Below are 17,422 nucleotides of genomic sequence, written 5' to 3'. Positions count from 1 at the left end.
TCCTCGGGGGCCGTGAACGGGTGCTCGATGTGGAAGCGCAGGTACATCGTCGCCGGGTTGAACACCAGGACCGCCTCGGCCACGTCCGCGCAGCCCGACGCCGGGTACATCTGGTCGCCCGTCAGCGTCATCGGGCACACGACCACGTCCATGCCGCCCTCGTCGCATACCGGCGTGCTGCGCAACTCCCCGTCCGGATACGTCTGCGGGTCCGTGTGCAGGTCCACGTACTCGAACGCGCCCGAACACCACAACGCCGCCATTTCATCCGGCGTGAACACGTGCAGCATCGGGTTCGGCGGATTGGCGAAGCTCAGCGTCTCGCCGTCGTTCTCCGCATGGATGTGGAACGCCGTCGCGCCCGTCGCCGTGTGCTCGACCTGCATGAGCAGGCCCATCGTCGCCGGGTCGAGCACGAACCCCGCCACGCCGGTCGCCGCGCTGCCCGAAGGCGGCTGCACCTGGTCGCCCGTCAGCGCGACCTCGCAGGCGACGAGGTCGTCGCACAGCGGCGCGCCGCGCACATCGCCGTCCGGATGCGCCGTACTGTGAATGTCCAGGTAATCCACGCCATAGGCGATCATCGTGTCGATTTCCGCCGTCGTGAATTCGTGGTGGAAGGGACTTGCCGCGGCCCCGAGGTCCAGGACAACCACGTCTTCCGCGTTATGCGCGTGAAGGGCCGTAGGGTTGGCCACGTCGTGTTCGATGTCCAGCGTCAGGGCATAGCCCGGCCCGATGGTGAGCCGCGCGAGACACGTGGCGGGACTGCCCGAGGGCGGTTCCACCTGGTAACCCGTCATCAGGAACGGACATATGCCGTCGCCAAGGTCCTCGCCTTCGCCCTCGCCTTCGGCGGGCGAGCCCTCGCCCTCGCCTTCCCCTTCGCCGGATTTCGCGGCACTGGCGCGCGCCTTGGCGCCCGAGCCGGGCGAACCCCCGAGATGCTCTTCCAGCCACAAAGCGATATCGCCCTCATCGGATTGCAGCGTGTCGATTCCCGTCTCCAGCGCCTCCGGGTGCTGCTGACGCCACGCGGCGACCGCCTCCCGCAGCCAGGGCGGCCCCTGGAACGATTCCAGCGCGGCCCGGGCCGCTGCGGCGTCCGGCAGCCGCAGATTGAACATGCGCAGGCCCGTTTCCTGTGCGGACGTGGCCACGGTTTCGCCCTCAGGCTCCGCAAGGGCGGTTTGGGCGCAGAACGCGACCAGAACCGCTGCCCCGCCCCGGAAAAAGGGAAAAGGGAACAGAAAACAGCATAATGGTGATAGTAATTGCCCCGTTTGGGCCAGACCCCGAATCCACATAAGCCTATTCCCCAATACAACACAATCCACCGTTATCGGCGGCCCGCGTTTCGCCCACTATTTTCCGATCCGCAGGACCCGATGCTGCTAGTAAAGCAGATACGGCGCGATTTGTCAAGGGGCGTTGCTGTCGCGAGCGCGGCACGACCAGGATTGCGCGGAGTTTGCCCCCATGAGTGATTTCGGCTATGTTGTCTTGCATCGCGGTGCGGTATGCCGGCGGTAGACCGTGTGGATTGCTTTTGAGAGGGGCGAGGTTGCCATGAATCGGGAAGCTCATGAATTGCGTCGTCGCGAGTTCCTTCAACGCGTATCGGGCGCGGGCGCGCTGGCCGGATATTCGCTGCTGGTGAGTGTTGCGCCGTGCGCGGCGCAGGATGCCGCGGCTGCCGCGCCGGATTTTGACCGGGTCGCGCCGTGCGCGGGCGTGTCGGAGCGGCTTTCCTATGAACCGCACATGCGCGTCGTGGATATTGGGTGCGATTTTTGCGTGGCGGGCGGGGGGATGGCGGGCGTGTGTGCGGCGATAGCGGCGGCGCGTCATGGCGCGAAGGTTGTGCTTGTCCAGGACCGGTCACGGCTGGGCGGGAACGCTTCGAGCGAGGTGCGCATGCACATCGTCGGCGCGGACAATCACGACCAGCATCCCGGCTGGCGCGAGGGGGGTATTCTTGAAGAGTTGCGGCTCGAAAACGCCGCACGCAACCCCGAGTATGTTTGGGAACTGTGGGACCTGATGCTTTACGACAAGGTGGTCTCGGAGCCGAACATCACGCTCCTGCTCGACACGGCGGTGTGCGGTGCGCAGGTGGAGGACGGGCGTATCCGGGAGGTCCGCGCGCGGAGCGACAAGACGGAACACATCTATCGCATCGCGGCGCGGTATTACGCCGATTGCACGGGCGATTGCAGGCTTGGTCTGGAGGCGGGCGCGGAAATGCGCTCGGGACACGAAGGCCGCGATGCCTTTGGCGAGCCGCTCGCACGGGAGACCGCGGGTCCTGAGACGCTGGGCAGCAGCATCCTGTTCACCTCGCGGGACTACGGGCGGCCGGTGCCGTTCACGCCGCCGCGCTGGGCGCGCAAGGTGACGAAAGAACAGCTCGAATTCCGCGGGACAAAATCGTGGGAGTACGGTTACTGGTGGGTCGAGTGGGGCGGACGGATCGACGCCATCCGCGACAACGAACGCATTCGTTTCGAGTTGTTGTCGATTGCGCTCGGCGTGTGGGACTACATCAAGAACTCGGGCGAACACCCGGATAGTGCGAACTGGGGGCTGACGTGGCTTGGCATGATTCCCGGCAAGCGCGCGAGCCGTCGGCTCGTGGGCCCGCACATCCTGACACAGCAGGACCTGATGGGCCTCAACGGCGATTTTGAGGACGCCGTCGCGATCGGCGGCTGGCCGTTCGACGACCACCCGTCCGGCGGCTTCGACGAACCGCAGGCGCGCCCGGCGGACCAGGTCGAGATCAATGAGGTGTACAACATCCCGCTGCGGGCGTTGTACTCCGTCAATGTCGCGAACCTGTTCATGGCGGGGCGGAACATCAGCGCGTCGCACGTGGCCTTTACCTCGGCGCGGGTGATGGGCACGTGCGCCGTCGAGGGCCAGGCGATAGGCACGGCCGCGGCGTGCTGCCTGGAAGAGGGTCTCCTGCCCGCGCAGTTGAGCGCGAACCCGGCCAAAGTCGCGCATCTGCAGCAAGCGCTGCTTCGGGATGACCAGACCATCAAGCACGGCGTCAACCGCGACCCGAACGACCTGGCGCGGAATGCGCGTATCAGCGCGTCAAGCGAGGTCCAGGGCAGCAAGGCGGCAAACGTAGTCAATGGTCTTGTGCGCGACCTGCCCCATGCCTGGGAGAACCGGTGGGGCGGCGCGATGGCGGGGGACGGCGCGTGGCTCGAATTGCAGTGGGACGCACCGCGGCGGATATCGCACGTGCAACTGTGTTTTGATTCCGGGTTTGGCCGCGAACTGACTTTGTCCGAGAGTTTCGGCGTGCAGAAACGGCAGATACGGGGCCCGCAGCCTGAAGTGGTTCGGGATTACGCGCTGCTCTATCGCGTCGAGGCCACAGGCGAGTGGAAGCCGCTCGTTTCCGTGGAGGGCAACTTCCAGCGCCTGCGCCGGCACGATTTCAACCCCGTCGAGACGGGCGCATTGCGGCTACATGTGTCGGCCACCAACGGCGCGGAAGAAGCGCGGCTGTACGAAATCCGGTGTTACGGGCCGTAGGCGCTTCGCGCACGCGGCGGGTTTGAAGCGTCTACTCGACGTATCCGAGCGCTTCCAGGGCGTGCATGTCCTCGACGCCAAGCTCGGCCCCCTCGCCGGCGGCGCGGTTGGTTTCATCGTCCCATCGGACAATCAGTTCCTTCAAGTCGCGCACCCGCTGCGGTTCCCGCGCCGCGAGGTCGGCAAGTTCCCCCGGGTCGTCAGGCAGATAGAACAATTCTGCCTTGCTGTTTCCGAGAATAAGCTTCCATCCCTCCGCGGTCGCGCCCTGGAATTGGGGCGGCGCTTCCGCCATCAGCGCGCGCGCGCCGGGCAGTTTTGGCACGGCGCCGCCGTAGGTCTCGAACACGCGCACGCGCGTGGGCGGCGGCGGGGCCGCGAGGACATCCGTGCCCAGCATGCCCGGGGCGGGCTGCAGGCCGGCAAGGCCGAGCAGGGTCGCGCCGGCGTCGATGCCGCGCACGGGCGCATTGGAGCGGCCGGGCGGGACGCCCATCGCGCGGACCATGAAAGGAATGCGCATTTCGTGTCGGTAGATGCGCCGCCCGTGGCCCAGGTAGTCGTGTTCGTAGAGGCTCTCGCCATGATCGGCCACAAACACGATTGCCGTGTTTTCCAGGGGCAGAGCTTCCAGCAGGCGGGCAATCTGCGCATCGGTGAAGGCGACCTCGGAAGCGTACTTGCGGCGCACTTTTTCCTGGTTGCGCATGAAGAAGCGCGGCCGGCCCGCGGGCGCGTACTGTTTGTGAAACTCGTAGGGCGCGTGCGGGTCGGAATAATGGACCCACGCGAAGAAAGGCTTGCCGGCGGGCCGTTGGCGCAACAGGTCCAGCGCCACATCGGTCACATCGTCCGCGGCGCGTTCGGCTTTCATGATGCCCCAGCGCTTTTCCCGGAAACCGTCTTCATACACATCGAAACCCCGATCCAGACCGCTGAGCTTGGCCTTCAACGTCCAGTTGCTCTGCACGCACAGCGTAAAGTAGCCCGCGTCCCGGAAGATCGTCGTTATGGCGGGCACATCGTCGCGCAGGCGCAATCCGTTGCGCGTGACGCCGGTCATGCGGGGAAATCGCGAAGTGAACATGGACGCCATGGACGGCGCGGTGAGCGGCACCTCGCAAGTGCAGTCCTCGAAGACAAGCGACTCGGCCGCAAGCCGGTCGAGATGAGGCGAGGCAGGGTACGGGCAACCGTAACAACCCAGGAAATCCGCGCGCAACGTGTCAACGGACAACAGGACCACGTTCGGTGGCGGCGCCGACAAGGCCGTGCAACAGATCACATATGCGGTCGCGAGGAACACGTTATTGCGCGGGCGTTTCCGCAGGGGCATCGGCCGGAGCATCTGCCGGCGCCGCCGCCGCAGGCTCGAGGATGCGCACGGGCACCTGCGCGCTGAGCGGCAGGATACCACCTTCCTTGCTGCGTACGGTCACGGGCGCGCCGTCCGAACGGTAGGCTGTGAACTCCATGAGGAAATCACCCGGCGGCGCTTCCTGCCGGGCATCCACCTGCAACGACCATATGCCATCGCCCGCCGTCTGGTCGCCGTCGATGCCGTTGTCGTTCAGTGTGAGTTTGTAGCGCTGGTCCCCCTGTACGGACCCCGAAATCCCGGTGATGATCCCGTGCTTGTCCTTGACCTTGACGACGACAAGGCCGCTTTGTCCGATTTCCAGCGCGGGGGGCAGGATTTCCGCCTGCTCGAATCGCGGTTGGCCCGCCATCGTATTGCATCCGGCAAACGCGCCTGCCATGAGGGCCGCCGCCAGGAGATAGGTCCCGTATTTCATATCCTTCCACTCCGTTCTGCCCGTATATGCGTATTACGTGCCGTTCCTGCGTCTTGATGACACGCAATCCGCCCGAGGGACCTCATGAGCCTAGCCGACGATGCGTTTATCTGTCAAACGGCCCGCCGGGTGCGGAAGAGTGGCTCGAGGCCGGATAATGAGCGCCCGGATGCTGTCGACAGGCGGGGCGATGGCAGGCGCGATTGAGCGACAGAACGACCTTCCCCGAAGCAGGGGACACTCGGAACGGGGCCGTAGAGACACCCCCATGGGCGAACGCGAAACCCGAACCTGCGGAAACCGGAACACGCGGCGGGGCCGTGCGGACTGTTGGCCCTGGCCGGACCCTCTGGCCGTCTTGGCTCTTTGCGTTGGGTAGGCGGGTCGGTCTGCCTGTCTCGGGATTTCCGGTTATGGTAGGAATTAGAGCTTGCAAACGGGTGGGGGCTGTGCTATAGTGAGTTTGTGCACGGGTTCACGAGTATGAGTTTTTGTGTGGAAAATTGCATATACCTAACGGTAGGTACACAAAACTTAACGGATGTTGGGCTAACTTAACATCACCGGCGAAGCATGCGGCATGGTGTCGGAAAAGACCATAGAACGGCTCAGCCTGTACCGGCGGATTCTGGTGCAAGTGCGCGCGGACGGCGCGGAGACGATCTTCTCTCACGACTTGGCGGCGGGTGCGCAGGCGAACGCGGCGCAGGTGCGACGGGACATCATGCAACTGGGGTGCATCGGAGTTCCGAACGGCGGTTATCGCGTGGGCGACCTGCTCGACAGCATCGACGAGTTTCTTTATCCGCCGACGTACCAGAAGGTGGCGTTGGTGGGGGTGGGCAACCTGGGCAGGGCGATTCTGGCGCATTTCGCGGGCCGGTGGCGGCGGTTGAGCATTCGCGCGGCGTTCGACAAGGACCCGGGGAAGGTTGGGCGCGAGTTTTCCGGTTGTCCGTGCTATGGGGTGGAGGCGCTGCCGCGCGTGGTGACGGACATGGGTATCTCGCTGGGCGTGCTGGCGGTGCCGGCCGCGCAGGCGCAGGGCGCCGCCGAGATGCTGTTTGCGGCGGGGGTGAAAGGCTTGCTGAATTTCGCGCCGGTCCGGCTTCAGGCGCCGGCGCGCGTGTATGTAGAAAACGTGGACCTGACTTCCGCGCTGGACAAGGTGGCGTTTTTCGCGCGAAAACGTGCGGAGGCGCCGTCGATGCGCAGCGCGAGCGGGCCTGCGTAGTGTTCGGAAGAAGCGCCGCGTTCGCGGCGCGCGTTGTATCGGTGCAACGGTCGCAACACGAGATCTTGGGCGGCTCGAAAGGCCTCCCGGGGGACCAGTAAAGGAGGTTGTATATGGTTGAGAAGGGATGTGGTTGCACGTGTACGGAAGAGGCGAGCGAGGAGGAATTGCTGGCGCGCCTCGATGAGGTTATTCAGGAGTACAAGGACAAGGCGGGGGCGCTCATCCCCGTGCTCCAGATGGCTCAGGCCATCTTTGGCTACCTGCCCGAAGTGGCGCTGAAAAAGGTCAGCTTGGGCCTCGGAAAACCGTACAGCGAAGTCGCCGGTGTCGTGGGATTCTATTCTTTCTTTTCAACGGAACCGCGGGGGAAACACACGGTTCGAGTGTGCCTGGGCACGGCCTGCTATGTGCGCGGCGGCAAGAACGTCTTGCAGGCTCTGAAGGACAAGCTGGGCATAGACGTGGGCGGCACGACGGAGGACCGGCAGTTCTCGCTCGACGTGGCGCGATGTTTTGGCGCGTGCGGCCTGGCGCCGGCCATCATGGTCGACGACCAAGTGTACCAGCGCGTGAAGCCGACCCGCGTCCAGTCGATTCTTGACCGATATCGTGAAGCGGACAAGGCGGCCCGATAAGCGGGCGGCCCATCGTGGGAGTTCCAGTCATGCTACAAAAAATCAAGAGTCCCAAGGACCTGCTTGCGCTTCGCGAAAAGGTGCAGGCGAATCTCGACCTGCGCGGGGGTCCGAAGGAGATCCAGATCACGGTGCACATGGGCACATGCGGTATTGCGGCGGGCGCCCGGGAAATACTCGGCGCGATGGCGGAGGAGCTGGAAACGGCGGGCGTCAAGAACGTGACGTTGCGGCAGGCGGGCTGCGCGGGCCTGTGTGACCGCGAGCCTATGCTCACGCTGACGGACAAGAACGGCAAGGATTACCGGTACGGCAAGCTGGACCGGGAACGGGTGCGGGCGATTGTGCGTCAGCACGTGGTCTCGGGCAATCCGGTGATGGATTATCTGATGTAATGGGGAACCATCGGGTCCGGGTACGGCCCGAGCCGACAAAGGAGATGAAGTACTTATGAAATACGTGCGATCCCATGTGCTGGTCTGCGCGGGGGCGGGATGCGTGGCATCCGGCGCCCTGGACTTGAGCGCAGCCATCCAACAGGCGCTGCGCAAGCACGGCCTGCACGAGGAAATCAATATAGTGCACACTGGGTGCCTTGGCCCGTGCGCCATTGGCCCGGTCGTTGTGGTCTATCCGGACGGCGTGTTTTACCAGGGTGTGAAGCCCGCCGACGCGGAGGACTTGGTAGTCGAGCACCTGCTCAAGGGGCGGGTCGTGCATCGCTTGAACTTCAAGACGGCCACGACCGAGCAGATTATTCCGGCGCTCCAGGAGATCGAATTCTTCCAGCAGCAGCAGAAGATCGTGCTGCGGAATTGCGGCGCGATCGACCCGACGAACATCGAGGAATACATCGCGCGCGACGGTTACCAGGCGCTGGCGAAGGTATTGACCGAGATGACGCCCGATCAGGTGGTGGAGGAAGTGAAGAAGTCCGGGCTGCGCGGCCGGGGCGGCGCGGGTTTCCCGACGGGCGCGAAGTGGGCGTTCACGCGCAAGGCGCCGGGCACGAAGAAGTACGTGCTGTGCAACGCGGACGAGGGCGACCCCGGCGCGTTCATGGACCGCAGCGTGCTTGAGGGCGACCCGCACAGCGTGATCGAGGCCATGATCATCGCGGCCTATGCAATCGGGTCGGATGAGGGCTTCGTGTACGTGCGCGCCGAATATCCGCTCGCGGTCGAGCGGCTCGGCATGGCGCTTGAACAGGCCCGCGCGATGGGGCTCATCGGCAAGAATATCATGGGCACGAACTTCAGTTTCGACCTGGAGATCCGCATGGGTTCGGGCGCGTTCGTGTGCGGCGAGGAAACCGCGCTCATGCGCTCGATCGAGGGCAAGCGCGGCGAGCCGCGCCCGCGCCCGCCGTTCCCGGCGATTGCGGGGTTGTGGGAGAAGCCCACACTGCTCAACAACGTCGAGACCTACGCGAACATACCCGTGATCATCCTGAAAGGCGCCGAATGGTTCGCCTCGATCGGCACCGAGAAGAGCAAGGGCACGAAAGTGTTTGCGCTTGCGGGCGCGGTCAACAACACCGGTCTTGTCGAGGTGCCCGTCGGCACACCGCTCGGCGAGATCATCTTCGACATCGGCGGGGGCATCCCGAACGGGAAGCAATTCAAGGCGGCGCAGATTGGCGGCCCCTCGGGCGGCTGCATTCCGAAGCAGCACCTGAACGTGCCCGTCGATTACGAGTCGCTCCAGCAACTGGGCGCCATCATGGGTTCCGGCGGCCTCATTGTCATGGACGATGACACGTGCATGGTCGACATGGCCCGGTTCTTTCTCGATTTCGTGCAGGACGAGTCCTGTGGCAAGTGCATTCCTTGCCGCATCGGCACGAAACGCATGCTCGAGATTGTCGAGCGCATCTGCGCGGGGCGCGGCGTCGAGGGCGATGTCGAGCGGCTCATCGCGCTCGGCGAGCAGATTAAGGACGCGTCGCTGTGCGGTCTTGGCCAGACGGCTCCGAACCCGGTGCTTTCGGCCATCCGTCACTTCCGCGACGAGTTCGACGCGCACATCCGCGAGAAGCGGTGCCCGGCGGGCGTGTGCGCGGCGCTGGTTCGCGCGCCCTGTATGAGCGCATGCCCCGCAGGCGTTTATGTGCCGGGCTTTGTCTCGCTGGTGGGCGAGAAGCGGTACTCGGAGGCGCTGCGCGTGCACCGCGACCGCAACCCGTTTGCGTCGATATGCGCGCGCGTATGCTTCCATCCCTGCGAGATGAAATGCCGGCGCTGCAATCTGGACGCGCCCGTGGCGATTCGCGGCATCAAACGGTTCATGGTTGAGCGGGAAGACACGATCCAGCTGCCGGAAGTGCGCGAGAACGCGGCGAACGCGAAACGCAAGGTCGCGATTGTCGGCGCGGGCCCGGCGGGCCTCTCGTGCGCGTTCTTCCTCGCACGGCTCGGCTACAAGCCGAAAGTGTTCGAAGCGGCCCCGAAACCGGGCGGCATGCTCGTGCAGACGATCCCGTCGTACCGGCTGCCGCGGCCTGAACTGGAGCGGGAAATCCGGATGATCGAGGAGATGGGCGTGAACATCGAGTGCAACACCGCGCTCGGCCGGGATTTCACGCTGCAGCGGCTGCGCGACGAGGGCTACGAAGCCGTATTCCTCGGTGTTGGCGCGCCGAAAGGCTCCGGGCTGCGCATCAAGAATGAAGAGGCGCCCGGCGTTACAGACGCAATCGAATTCCTGCGCGAGTACAATCTCAAAGGCAGCGCGAAGGTGGGCAAGCGCGTCGTGGTGATTGGCGGCGGCAACGCGGCCATCGACGCGGCCCGCACGGCCGTCCGCCTCGGCGCGGAGACGGTCACGATCCTGTACCGGCGCACGCGCGCCGAGATGCCGGCCTGGGCCGAAGAGATTGAAGAGGCGGAGAAAGAGGGCGTGTTCCTCAAGACGCTGATCGCGCCGCAGGAAGTGGTCGTCGAGAACGGCAAGGCCGCCGGCGTCCGGTGCAACCACATGTCGTTGGGCGAATTCGATTCGAGCGGCCGCCGCCGCCCCGAAGTGTGCGGCGACGCCACCTTCGTCGAGCCCGCGGACCAGATCATTGCCGCGATCGGGCAGAAGCTGGAGACACAGCCGCTGTTCGACGGGCTCCCGGTGAAGCTGAATCAGAAGAACTACATCTGGACGGATGCGCTGACGGGCCAGTCTTCGGTGGAATGGCTGTTTGCGGGCGGCGACGCCTCGGACGGCCCCTCGTCCGTGGTCGAGGCCATCGGCGCGGGCGAACGGGCCGCGGTGGGCATCGACAAGCACCTGACGGGCGAGGAACATGCGTTCTGGCGGGAAATCTACCAGGTCGACACTTCGTTCAACCCGGACGCTGACCCGTCGGAAGCGCCGCGCGCGTGCGCTAATCTGATCCCGGTGGATGCACGGGCGATGAACTTTGATGAGATCGAGACGGCCTTTGTCGAAGAGACGGCGATTCGCGAAGCGCGCCGCTGTCTCCGTTGCGATTATCGCGAGGAGATGGTTCCCAGCGCGCGTTGAACGCCTTGGGGCCTCATCAAGAGGAGAACAGAAGTCATGGCGAATGTAACCATAGATAACGTCCGCGTGGAAGTGCCGGATGGCACAACCATCCTCGAGGCGGCCAAGCGGGCAGGGGTGAAAGTGCCGACCCTTTGCTACCTGAAGGATGTGCAGGCGATCGGCGCGTGCCGCGTGTGCCTCGTTGAGGTGCAGGGCGCGCGCACGCTTGTGGCGTCCTGCGTCGCGCCGGTGGCGGACGGCATGGTCGTGCACACGAACAGCAAACGCGCTCGCAGCGCCCGGCGCACCGTGGTCGAATTGCTCTTGTCCGACCACCAAGGAGATTGCCAGACCTGCGAGCGGAACGACGACTGCGAGCTTCAGTCGCTGGCGCGCGATCTCGGCATCAACGAGATTACGTATACGGGCGAGAAGAGCGTGCGGATGATCGACGACACGACGCCCGCGCTTGTGCGCGACACGGGCAAGTGCGTGCTGTGCCGGCGTTGCGTCACGGTCTGCGGCGATACGCAGGGCGTGGGCGGGATCTTCCCGCAGCATCGCGGCTTCGCCACGGTCGTCGGCCCGGCCTTCGACGTCGACCTGAACGATATCGTGTGCGTCCAGTGCGGCCAGTGCGCGGCGGTATGCCCCGTCGGCGCGATTACCGAGCGAGACCATATCCAGGGCGTCTGGCGCGCGCTGGACGACCCGGCGAAGACCGTCGTGGTTCAGACCGCCCCGGCGATCCGCGCCGCGCTGGGCGAGTGCTTCGGCTATCCGCCGGGCACGCTCGTCACGGGCAAGATGGTGTCCGCGTTGCGCAGGCTTGGTTTCAATGCGGTGTTCGACACGAATTTCACCGCCGACCTGACTATCCTGGAGGAAGGCACGGAGTTGCTGACCCGGCTGAAAAAGGCGCTCGTCGAGGGCAAGCCCGTGGCGCTGCCGATGTTTACGAGTTGCTCTCCCGGCTGGATCAAGTTTATCGAGTACTTCTATCCGGACATGCTGGCGAACGTGTCCACCTGCAAGTCGCCCCAACAGATGTTTGGCGCGCTGGCCAAGACCTACTACGCGCAGAAAATCGCCAAGAAGCCCGAGGAGATGATCGTCGTTTCGGTCATGCCCTGCACCGCGAAGAAGTTCGAGTCGCAGCGCCCCGAGATGAACGCCAGCGGGGTCCAGGACGTCGATTACGTGCTGACCACGCGCGAACTCGGCCGCATGATCAAGCAGGCGGGCATCGACTTCGACAGCCTGCCCGATGACAAGATGGATTCGCCGATCGGCATGTCGTCGGGCGCGGCGGACATCTTCGCCAACACGGGCGGCGTCATGGAGGCGGCACTGCGCACGGTGTGGGAAATTGTGACCGGCAAGCCTTTGCCGTTCGAGGACCTGCACGTGAAACCGATCGCCGGGCTCGATGGCATCAAGGAGGCGGCCGTCACGATTCCGGAAACCGTCCCGGAGTGGGCGTTCCTGAAAGGCGTGACCGTGCGCACGGCCGTTGCGCATGGGCTGGGCAATGCGCGGCAACTCATCGAGCGCGTGCGCGCCGGCCTGTCCACGTACCACTTCATCGAGATTATGACGTGCCCCGGTGGCTGCATCGGCGGCGGCGGCCAGCCGCGTTTCACGACGAACGAAACGCGCATGGCGCGGATCCAGGCTATCTACAAGGAAGACGAGGGCAAGGCGATCCGCAAGTCGCATGAGAACCCCGAAATCAAGCGCATCTATGAAGAGTTTCTGGGCCAGCCGAACAGCAAGAAGGCGCACGAACTCCTGCACACGCACTATCGCGAGCGCGCCAAGGTCTGAGTCCGCTCGCGGATGGCATTGAGCGATATCACAGCGCCCCGGGCACCGCCCGGGGCGCTTCCTTATCTATGGAGATGTCAAGGAAGACGTGCTTGCGCGCACGGCATCCCGGAAGCGCGGTGTAGAAGGCTTGTCCTCCAGTTTTTCAACGGAATCCTGCCCACTGCCCCATTCTGCAACAAATGCCTGATTTGCGAGACGCCCGGCGGGCAGGCGCCCTATGTCCGGCTTGTGCGCGCCGCCCCGTGAATGCTTGAAGAACAATATTCTCGACAGGGGGATCCGTGTGCGGAATCGGCTCATTCTTCTGGTACAAGTCTTGCTTCGAGCCAAGGAGAAACAAGGTCAGGAAACACAGGAGGTGGCCCGCATGATGATACGCGGATAGAGCCGTGGTGCCCGTTTTCGATGCGCTCCTTTGACCCGCGGCCCCGGGATCCATTCCAGGAAATGGAGGAGGTGCGCAAGCACGCCGACTCTTTATTCGAGGACGCATTCGGACGGTTCGGCAAGAGTCCCCGTTTCGGCGGCCTGGCGGCGGATCTTTCCCTCGACCCGAGCGCATCCCAGTAAGCCATATCGCCGAGCCAGCGGCGCGCACAGGATGATCGGGTACTGGCGTCGTGGTAGGATACCTCCCTCTTGCGGGGAGGTATTTTTATGTGGTCCTTGAATGGCGTCGACTATGCGTTCATAGGCGCTTATTTCGCGGCGCTGGTGGTGCTCGGGCTCGCGCTCGAACGCCTTGCGTCAAAGAGCCTGGAAGACTACTTCATCGGGGGCCGGCGTCTGCCGTGGTGGGCGCTGGGCGTCTCGGGCATGGCCTACTTCCTGGACATGACCGGCACGATGATCATTACGTCGTTCCTGTATTTGCTTGGGCCGCGCGGCCTGTTCATCGAGTTCCGGGGCGGCGCGGTACTGGTGCTGGCGTTCATGATGCTGTGGGGCGGCAAGTGGCACCGGCGGTCGAAATGCCTTACGAGCGCCGAATGGATGGTGTTCCGGTTCGGCGACGGCCTGGGCGGGCGTTTCGCCCAGTTCGTGTCGGCGCTGGCCGGCATCGTGGGCGCGGTGGGTATGCTCGCCTACCTGATCAAGGGCGCGGGCCTCTTTCTGACCATGTTCTTCCCGTTCTCGCCGTTCTGGTGCAACGTGGTCATGATCGGCATCACGACGGTATACACGATGATTTCCGGGTTCTACGGCGTGGTGTTCACGGACCTGTTCCAGTCGGTTATTATTCTTGCCGGCGTGATCATCATTTCGGTCATGGCCTTCCTGAAGGTGGGCGCAGTGGGCGATTTCGGCGCGCTGGCTGCGCAGGTGACCGGCAACGAGCAGTGGATGAGCAGCCTGCCGCAATGGCACACGGCCATGCCCGCGGGCTACGAGATGTATCAGTCGCTCGTGATGTTTGCGTTCTTCTACCTGCTCAAGAATACGTTTGCGGGGGTCAGTTCGGGCGCTGACCCGCGCTATTTCGGCGCGCGCAACGACCGCGAATGCGGCCTGCTCACGGGCTTCTGGACCGTGCTGATGACCGTGCGGTGGCCGATGATGATGGGTTTTGCGGCGCTCGGCGTCATCCTGGTAAGCGAGAAACTGCCGGACTTGAAGGTTCGCCAGGATGCGGCGGTCATTGTCAAGGAACACGTGAATGTGCCGGATAAGTCGCAATGGGCCACGGCCGTCTCGGACATCGTGAATGCGCCCGAGGAGTACCCGGAAATCGTCGGCAGGCTGAAACAGCGGCTCGGGCCCGAAGATTGGGACAAGAAACTGCTGCTGATCGGCTACGAGGGCAACATCGATCCCGAGCGCATTTTACCCGCGGTGCTGCTCTTCGAGATACCCGCCGGCCTGCGCGGCCTGCTGCTGATCGTGCTGCTGGCCGCGGCCATGTCCACGTTTAACGCGCAGGTTAACGGCGTCACGGGGCTCATCACGCGCGACATCTATCAGAAATACCTGCACCGGCGCGCCTCGACGCGGGAACTGATCTATGTGAGTTGGGCGTCGGTGCTGTTCCTCGTGGTTCTCGCGTTCCTGTTCGCCTATTATGTGAAGAGCATCAACGATGTCTGGGACTGGATCATCATGGGCCTCGGCGGCGGCCTGATGATCCCCGGGCTGCTGCGGCTCATCTGGTGGCGGTTCAACGGGGGCGGGTTCGCGGTGGGCACGTTCGTCGGGTTGACGGCGGCGATCTTGCAGCGCTACTTCTACCCGGAACTGGATTCACGGCTCCAGTTCCTGTTCCTCGGCGCCGTCGGAACCGTGGCTTCCATCATCGGTACCTATCTGACCGCGCCGGAAGACCATGAGGTTGTCTCGCGGTTCTACCGGATCACCCGGCCGTTTGGCTTCTGGGGACCGTTCCGCGAGGCGCTGCCGGAGACGGCCCGCGCCGCCATGGAATTGGAACACCGCCGCGACGTGCTGTGCGTGCCCTTCGCGCTGCTGTGGCAAGTAACGATGTTCATGCTGCCGATGCAGGCCGTGATCGGCGCGTGGCGTTCCTTCTGGCCGACCTTGGCGCTGTTCCTGGCAGGCCTGACGGGTGTCTACTTCCTGTGGTTCCGGTATCTGCCGAAAACCAACTACTTCGAACCGAACGAGGAAGCCGGGGTAACGCTCGACTGACAACCGTAGGAAGCCCCCCATGACCGTTGCCTTGTGTCTTTGCGGCATGCAAGCCGCGGTGTGCGGCGCATCGCCGGTTTCACCGGACGGCCTCGCCTGGCTGGAGACGCAGACCCGCGCGGTTTTCGAGGAATCGCGCGTGCCTGCGGGCGCGACGGTGGCCGGTGTTGGCCCGAATGCGACCGGTTCCGCCGTGATCCGGCCCGGCGGCCGCAACGCCTACCCCGCATTCTGGATTCGCGACTACGCGATGTCGCTCGATGTGGGCATGGTCACGCCGGAGGAGCAGCGGCATATGCTGTTTCTCACCGCCTCGCATCAGGTGGACGAACAGACGCGCCTGCCCTCGGGCAGTGTCCTGCCGGCAGGTTCGGTCCCGGACCATGTCGCGTTCGGGAATGTGCCCATCTACTTTCCAGGCGTGTTGGAAGACTATGAGCGGCAAGGCGGCCCGCAGTGGGGGCTCTATCCTTGCCTGGACGACCAATTCTTCTTCGTGCACATGGCGTGGGCCTACGCGCGGACCGTCAAGGCATCTGAATTCCTCCGGGAGCCGGTGCGCGGCAAGCCGCTGATACAGCGGCTCGAGGAAGCTTGCGCCATGCCGCCGTCGCGCGCGGATTCGGGCCTGGTATACGCCGAAGAGCACACGCGCGGCGTCAATTTCGGCTTTTTCGACACCGTGGTCCATACGGGCGACCTGTTGTTTTGTTCGTTGCTCAAATTTCGTGCATTACGCGAACTCGCGGAACTCCGCGAGCTCCTGGACGACGAGGACAGGGCCGAGGCGCACCGGAAGGCGGCCGCGCGCCTGTCGGAAGCCATTACCACGACGTTCGTAACCGGCTCGGGCTGGCTGCGTGCATCAACGGGGACCAGCGCACAACCGGACGTGTGGGGCACGGCCTTCGCGGTATACATTGGCGCACTGCCGCCGCAGGCCGGGCAGGCCGCGTGCGAAACGCTGGCGCGGGCCTTGCGCGAGGGGACCATCGCGTGGCAGGGCGGTATCCGGCACGTGCCTGTCAATGCCGACTTCAGCGCGACGACGGCATGGGAAAAGGCGTACGCGGGCAAGAACCGCTATCAGAATGGGGCCTATTGGCACACGCCGGCGGGCTGGGTCTGTTATGCCGCGGCCAAGGCCGATTTCGCCGCCGCGCAGGCGCTCGCGGAAGCGTATCTGGCGCATCTGCGGGAAGATGATTTCAGAAAGGGACCGGACCACGGCGCGCCATGGGAGTGCCTGCACCCGGAAGAGAACCACCGGCAGAATCCCGTGTATTTGACCAGCGTGTCGTGTCCGCTTGCGGCGTTCCGGCGCATGGCGGGGGAATGAAGGCTCCCAGTCAATGCCGGTATTGCGCGACCCGTCCCCGCGCGCGCTGAAACGTGGTAGGATTATTCAGGGGGTCGGGTGTTGTTATGAGGTGTTCGGGGGCGCAGGGGCAACATAGAGGAACGGTTTGGTGAGGTACCGTGTGTCTTTACGTTTCGCCCGTGCTGCTTTTCCTGTCTTCTTGGTTCTGGGCGGTCTGGCCGTGGCGCAACCGCATAGCGCTGATACGTCCGAGCCCATCGGACAGATTGCGATGGGCGAACTCCTGCGGGTGATACAGTTCTACAATTCGGACGGGCTCCATTGCGAGGCCGGAACAGAGGACGGGTACGCGCCGGGCCCCGGCGAGCAGGCCTGTGCGCGGCATGCGAGCGACTACGCGCCACGCGATTGGCGCGTTGAGTTGAGCGAACTGCTGCGCCTCATTCAGTTCTACAATTCATACGCCTATCACGTCGAGTGCGGCAGTGAAGACAATTATGCGCCGGGTCCCGGCGATTTGACCGGCTGCGAAGGCGAAGGCGAGGGTGAAGGTGAAGGCGAAGGCGAAGGCGAAGGCGAGGGTGAAGGTGAAGGCGAAGGAGAAGGCGAAGGAGAAGGCGAAGGCGAAGGAGAAGGAGAAGGAGAAGGAGAAGGAGAAGGCGAAGGTGAAGGTGAAGGCGAAGGCGAAGGTGAAGGTGAAGGCGAAGGAGAAGGAGAAGGAGAAGGCGAAGGTGAAGGCGAAGGCGAAGGTGAAGGTGAAGGCGAAGGCGAAGGTGAAGGCGAGGGAGAAGGCGAGGGTGAGGGAGAAGGCGAGGGTGAGGGAGAAGGCGAGGGTGAGGGAGAAGGCGAGGGTGAGGGAGAGGGCGAAGGCGAAGGCGAAGGCGAGGGTGAGGGTGAAGGCGAGGGTGAGGGC

The 17,422-nt window shown here is 64.2% G+C and carries 12 protein-coding genes; 9 read left to right on the top strand and 3 right to left on the bottom strand.

The genetic code is table 11. The features are described 5' to 3' along the window. Positions 1 to 1,307, bottom strand: a 1,307-nt coding sequence (locus KA184_18225) for a CHRD domain-containing protein (protein MBP8131521.1), incomplete at its 3' end; no start/stop codon positions are given. A gap of 262 nt (positions 1,308 to 1,569) precedes the next feature. Here KA184_18225 and KA184_18220 point away from each other — a divergent pair. Further along, positions 1,570 to 3,552: an FAD-dependent oxidoreductase gene (locus KA184_18220; protein ID MBP8131520.1), complete on the top strand. Its 1,983-nt coding sequence runs from the start codon at positions 1,570 to 1,572 to the stop codon at positions 3,550 to 3,552. A gap of 31 nt (positions 3,553 to 3,583) precedes the next feature. Here the strand turns inward: KA184_18220 and KA184_18215 are convergent, their stop codons facing one another. Together KA184_18215 and KA184_18210 are read right to left on the bottom strand one after the other, a co-directional pair. After that, positions 3,584 to 4,888 (bottom strand): sulfatase, encoded by a 1,305-nt coding sequence (locus KA184_18215; GenBank protein MBP8131519.1) that lies wholly within the window; start codon positions 4,886 to 4,888, stop codon positions 3,584 to 3,586. Beyond that, positions 4,860 to 5,348 carry a hypothetical protein gene (locus KA184_18210; protein MBP8131518.1) on the bottom strand — a complete coding sequence of 163 codons (489 nt, stop codon included), beginning with the start codon at positions 5,346 to 5,348 and terminating at the stop codon, positions 4,860 to 4,862. Before KA184_18210 ends, KA184_18215 begins: the two co-directional genes overlap by 29 nt. Before the next feature lie 580 nt (positions 5,349 to 5,928). Between KA184_18210 and KA184_18205 the strand changes: the two genes are divergently transcribed. The 8 genes from KA184_18205 to KA184_18170 form a co-directional block, all read left to right on the top strand. Further along, positions 5,929 to 6,582, top strand: a complete 654-nt coding sequence (locus tag KA184_18205) for a redox-sensing transcriptional repressor Rex (protein MBP8131517.1) — start codon at positions 5,929 to 5,931, stop codon at positions 6,580 to 6,582. 113 nt (positions 6,583 to 6,695) lie between these two features. After that, the gene (locus tag KA184_18200) at positions 6,696 to 7,220 is read left to right on the top strand and encodes an NAD(P)H-dependent oxidoreductase subunit E (GenBank protein MBP8131516.1); all 525 of its coding nucleotides are present in this window, start codon (positions 6,696 to 6,698) and stop codon (positions 7,218 to 7,220) included. 29 nt (positions 7,221 to 7,249) lie between these two features. After that, positions 7,250 to 7,615 (top strand): (2Fe-2S) ferredoxin domain-containing protein, encoded by a 366-nt coding sequence (locus KA184_18195; protein ID MBP8131515.1) that lies wholly within the window; start codon positions 7,250 to 7,252, stop codon positions 7,613 to 7,615. A 55-nt stretch (positions 7,616 to 7,670) separates the two neighbouring features. After that, on the top strand, positions 7,671 to 10,733 hold the full coding sequence (gene nuoF, locus KA184_18190) for an NADH-quinone oxidoreductase subunit NuoF (protein ID MBP8131514.1): 3,063 nt from the start codon (positions 7,671 to 7,673) through the stop codon (positions 10,731 to 10,733). 36 nt (positions 10,734 to 10,769) lie between these two features. Next, positions 10,770 to 12,542 (top strand): [FeFe] hydrogenase, group A, encoded by a 1,773-nt coding sequence (locus KA184_18185; protein MBP8131513.1) that lies wholly within the window; start codon positions 10,770 to 10,772, stop codon positions 12,540 to 12,542. Positions 12,543 to 13,202: 660 nt separating this feature from the next. Beyond that, entirely contained in the window at positions 13,203 to 15,188 is a 1,986-nt protein-coding gene (locus KA184_18180; GenBank protein ID MBP8131512.1) for a sodium:solute symporter, read from the top strand. A gap of 19 nt (positions 15,189 to 15,207) precedes the next feature. Continuing rightward, a complete protein-coding gene (locus tag KA184_18175; GenBank protein MBP8131511.1) occupies positions 15,208 to 16,527 on the top strand; it encodes a hypothetical protein in 1,320 nt (439 codons plus the stop codon). Positions 16,528 to 16,729: 202 nt separating this feature from the next. Continuing rightward, positions 16,730 to 17,422 (top strand): hypothetical protein (locus KA184_18170; protein ID MBP8131510.1); only part of this gene is annotated, 693 nt, incomplete at its 3' end.

The sequence above is a fragment of the Candidatus Hydrogenedentota bacterium genome, from assembly GCA_018005585.1.
Taxonomy (GTDB): domain Bacteria; phylum Hydrogenedentota; class Hydrogenedentia; order Hydrogenedentales; family JAGMZX01; genus JAGMZX01.
This window is presented reverse-complemented; position numbering and strand designations above follow the sequence as displayed.

Coding starts and splice junctions, on each gene's coding strand:
- KA184_18220 (MBP8131520.1), top strand. CDS start 1,570: ATGAATCGGGAAGCTCATGAATTGCGTCGTCGCGAGTTCCTTCAACGC.
- KA184_18200 (MBP8131516.1), top strand. CDS start 6,696: ATGGTTGAGAAGGGATGTGGTTGCACGTGTACGGAAGAGGCGAGCGAG.
- KA184_18175 (MBP8131511.1), top strand. CDS start 15,208: ATGACCGTTGCCTTGTGTCTTTGCGGCATGCAAGCCGCGGTGTGCGGC.
- KA184_18195 (MBP8131515.1), top strand. CDS start 7,250: ATGCTACAAAAAATCAAGAGTCCCAAGGACCTGCTTGCGCTTCGCGAA.
- KA184_18205 (MBP8131517.1), top strand. CDS start 5,929: ATGGTGTCGGAAAAGACCATAGAACGGCTCAGCCTGTACCGGCGGATT.
- nuoF (MBP8131514.1), top strand. CDS start 7,671: ATGAAATACGTGCGATCCCATGTGCTGGTCTGCGCGGGGGCGGGATGC.
- KA184_18180 (MBP8131512.1), top strand. CDS start 13,203: ATGTGGTCCTTGAATGGCGTCGACTATGCGTTCATAGGCGCTTATTTC.
- KA184_18210 (MBP8131518.1), bottom strand. CDS start 5,348: ATGAAATACGGGACCTATCTCCTGGCGGCGGCCCTCATGGCAGGCGCG.
- KA184_18215 (MBP8131519.1), bottom strand. CDS start 4,888: ATGCCCCTGCGGAAACGCCCGCGCAATAACGTGTTCCTCGCGACCGCA.
- KA184_18185 (MBP8131513.1), top strand. CDS start 10,770: ATGGCGAATGTAACCATAGATAACGTCCGCGTGGAAGTGCCGGATGGC.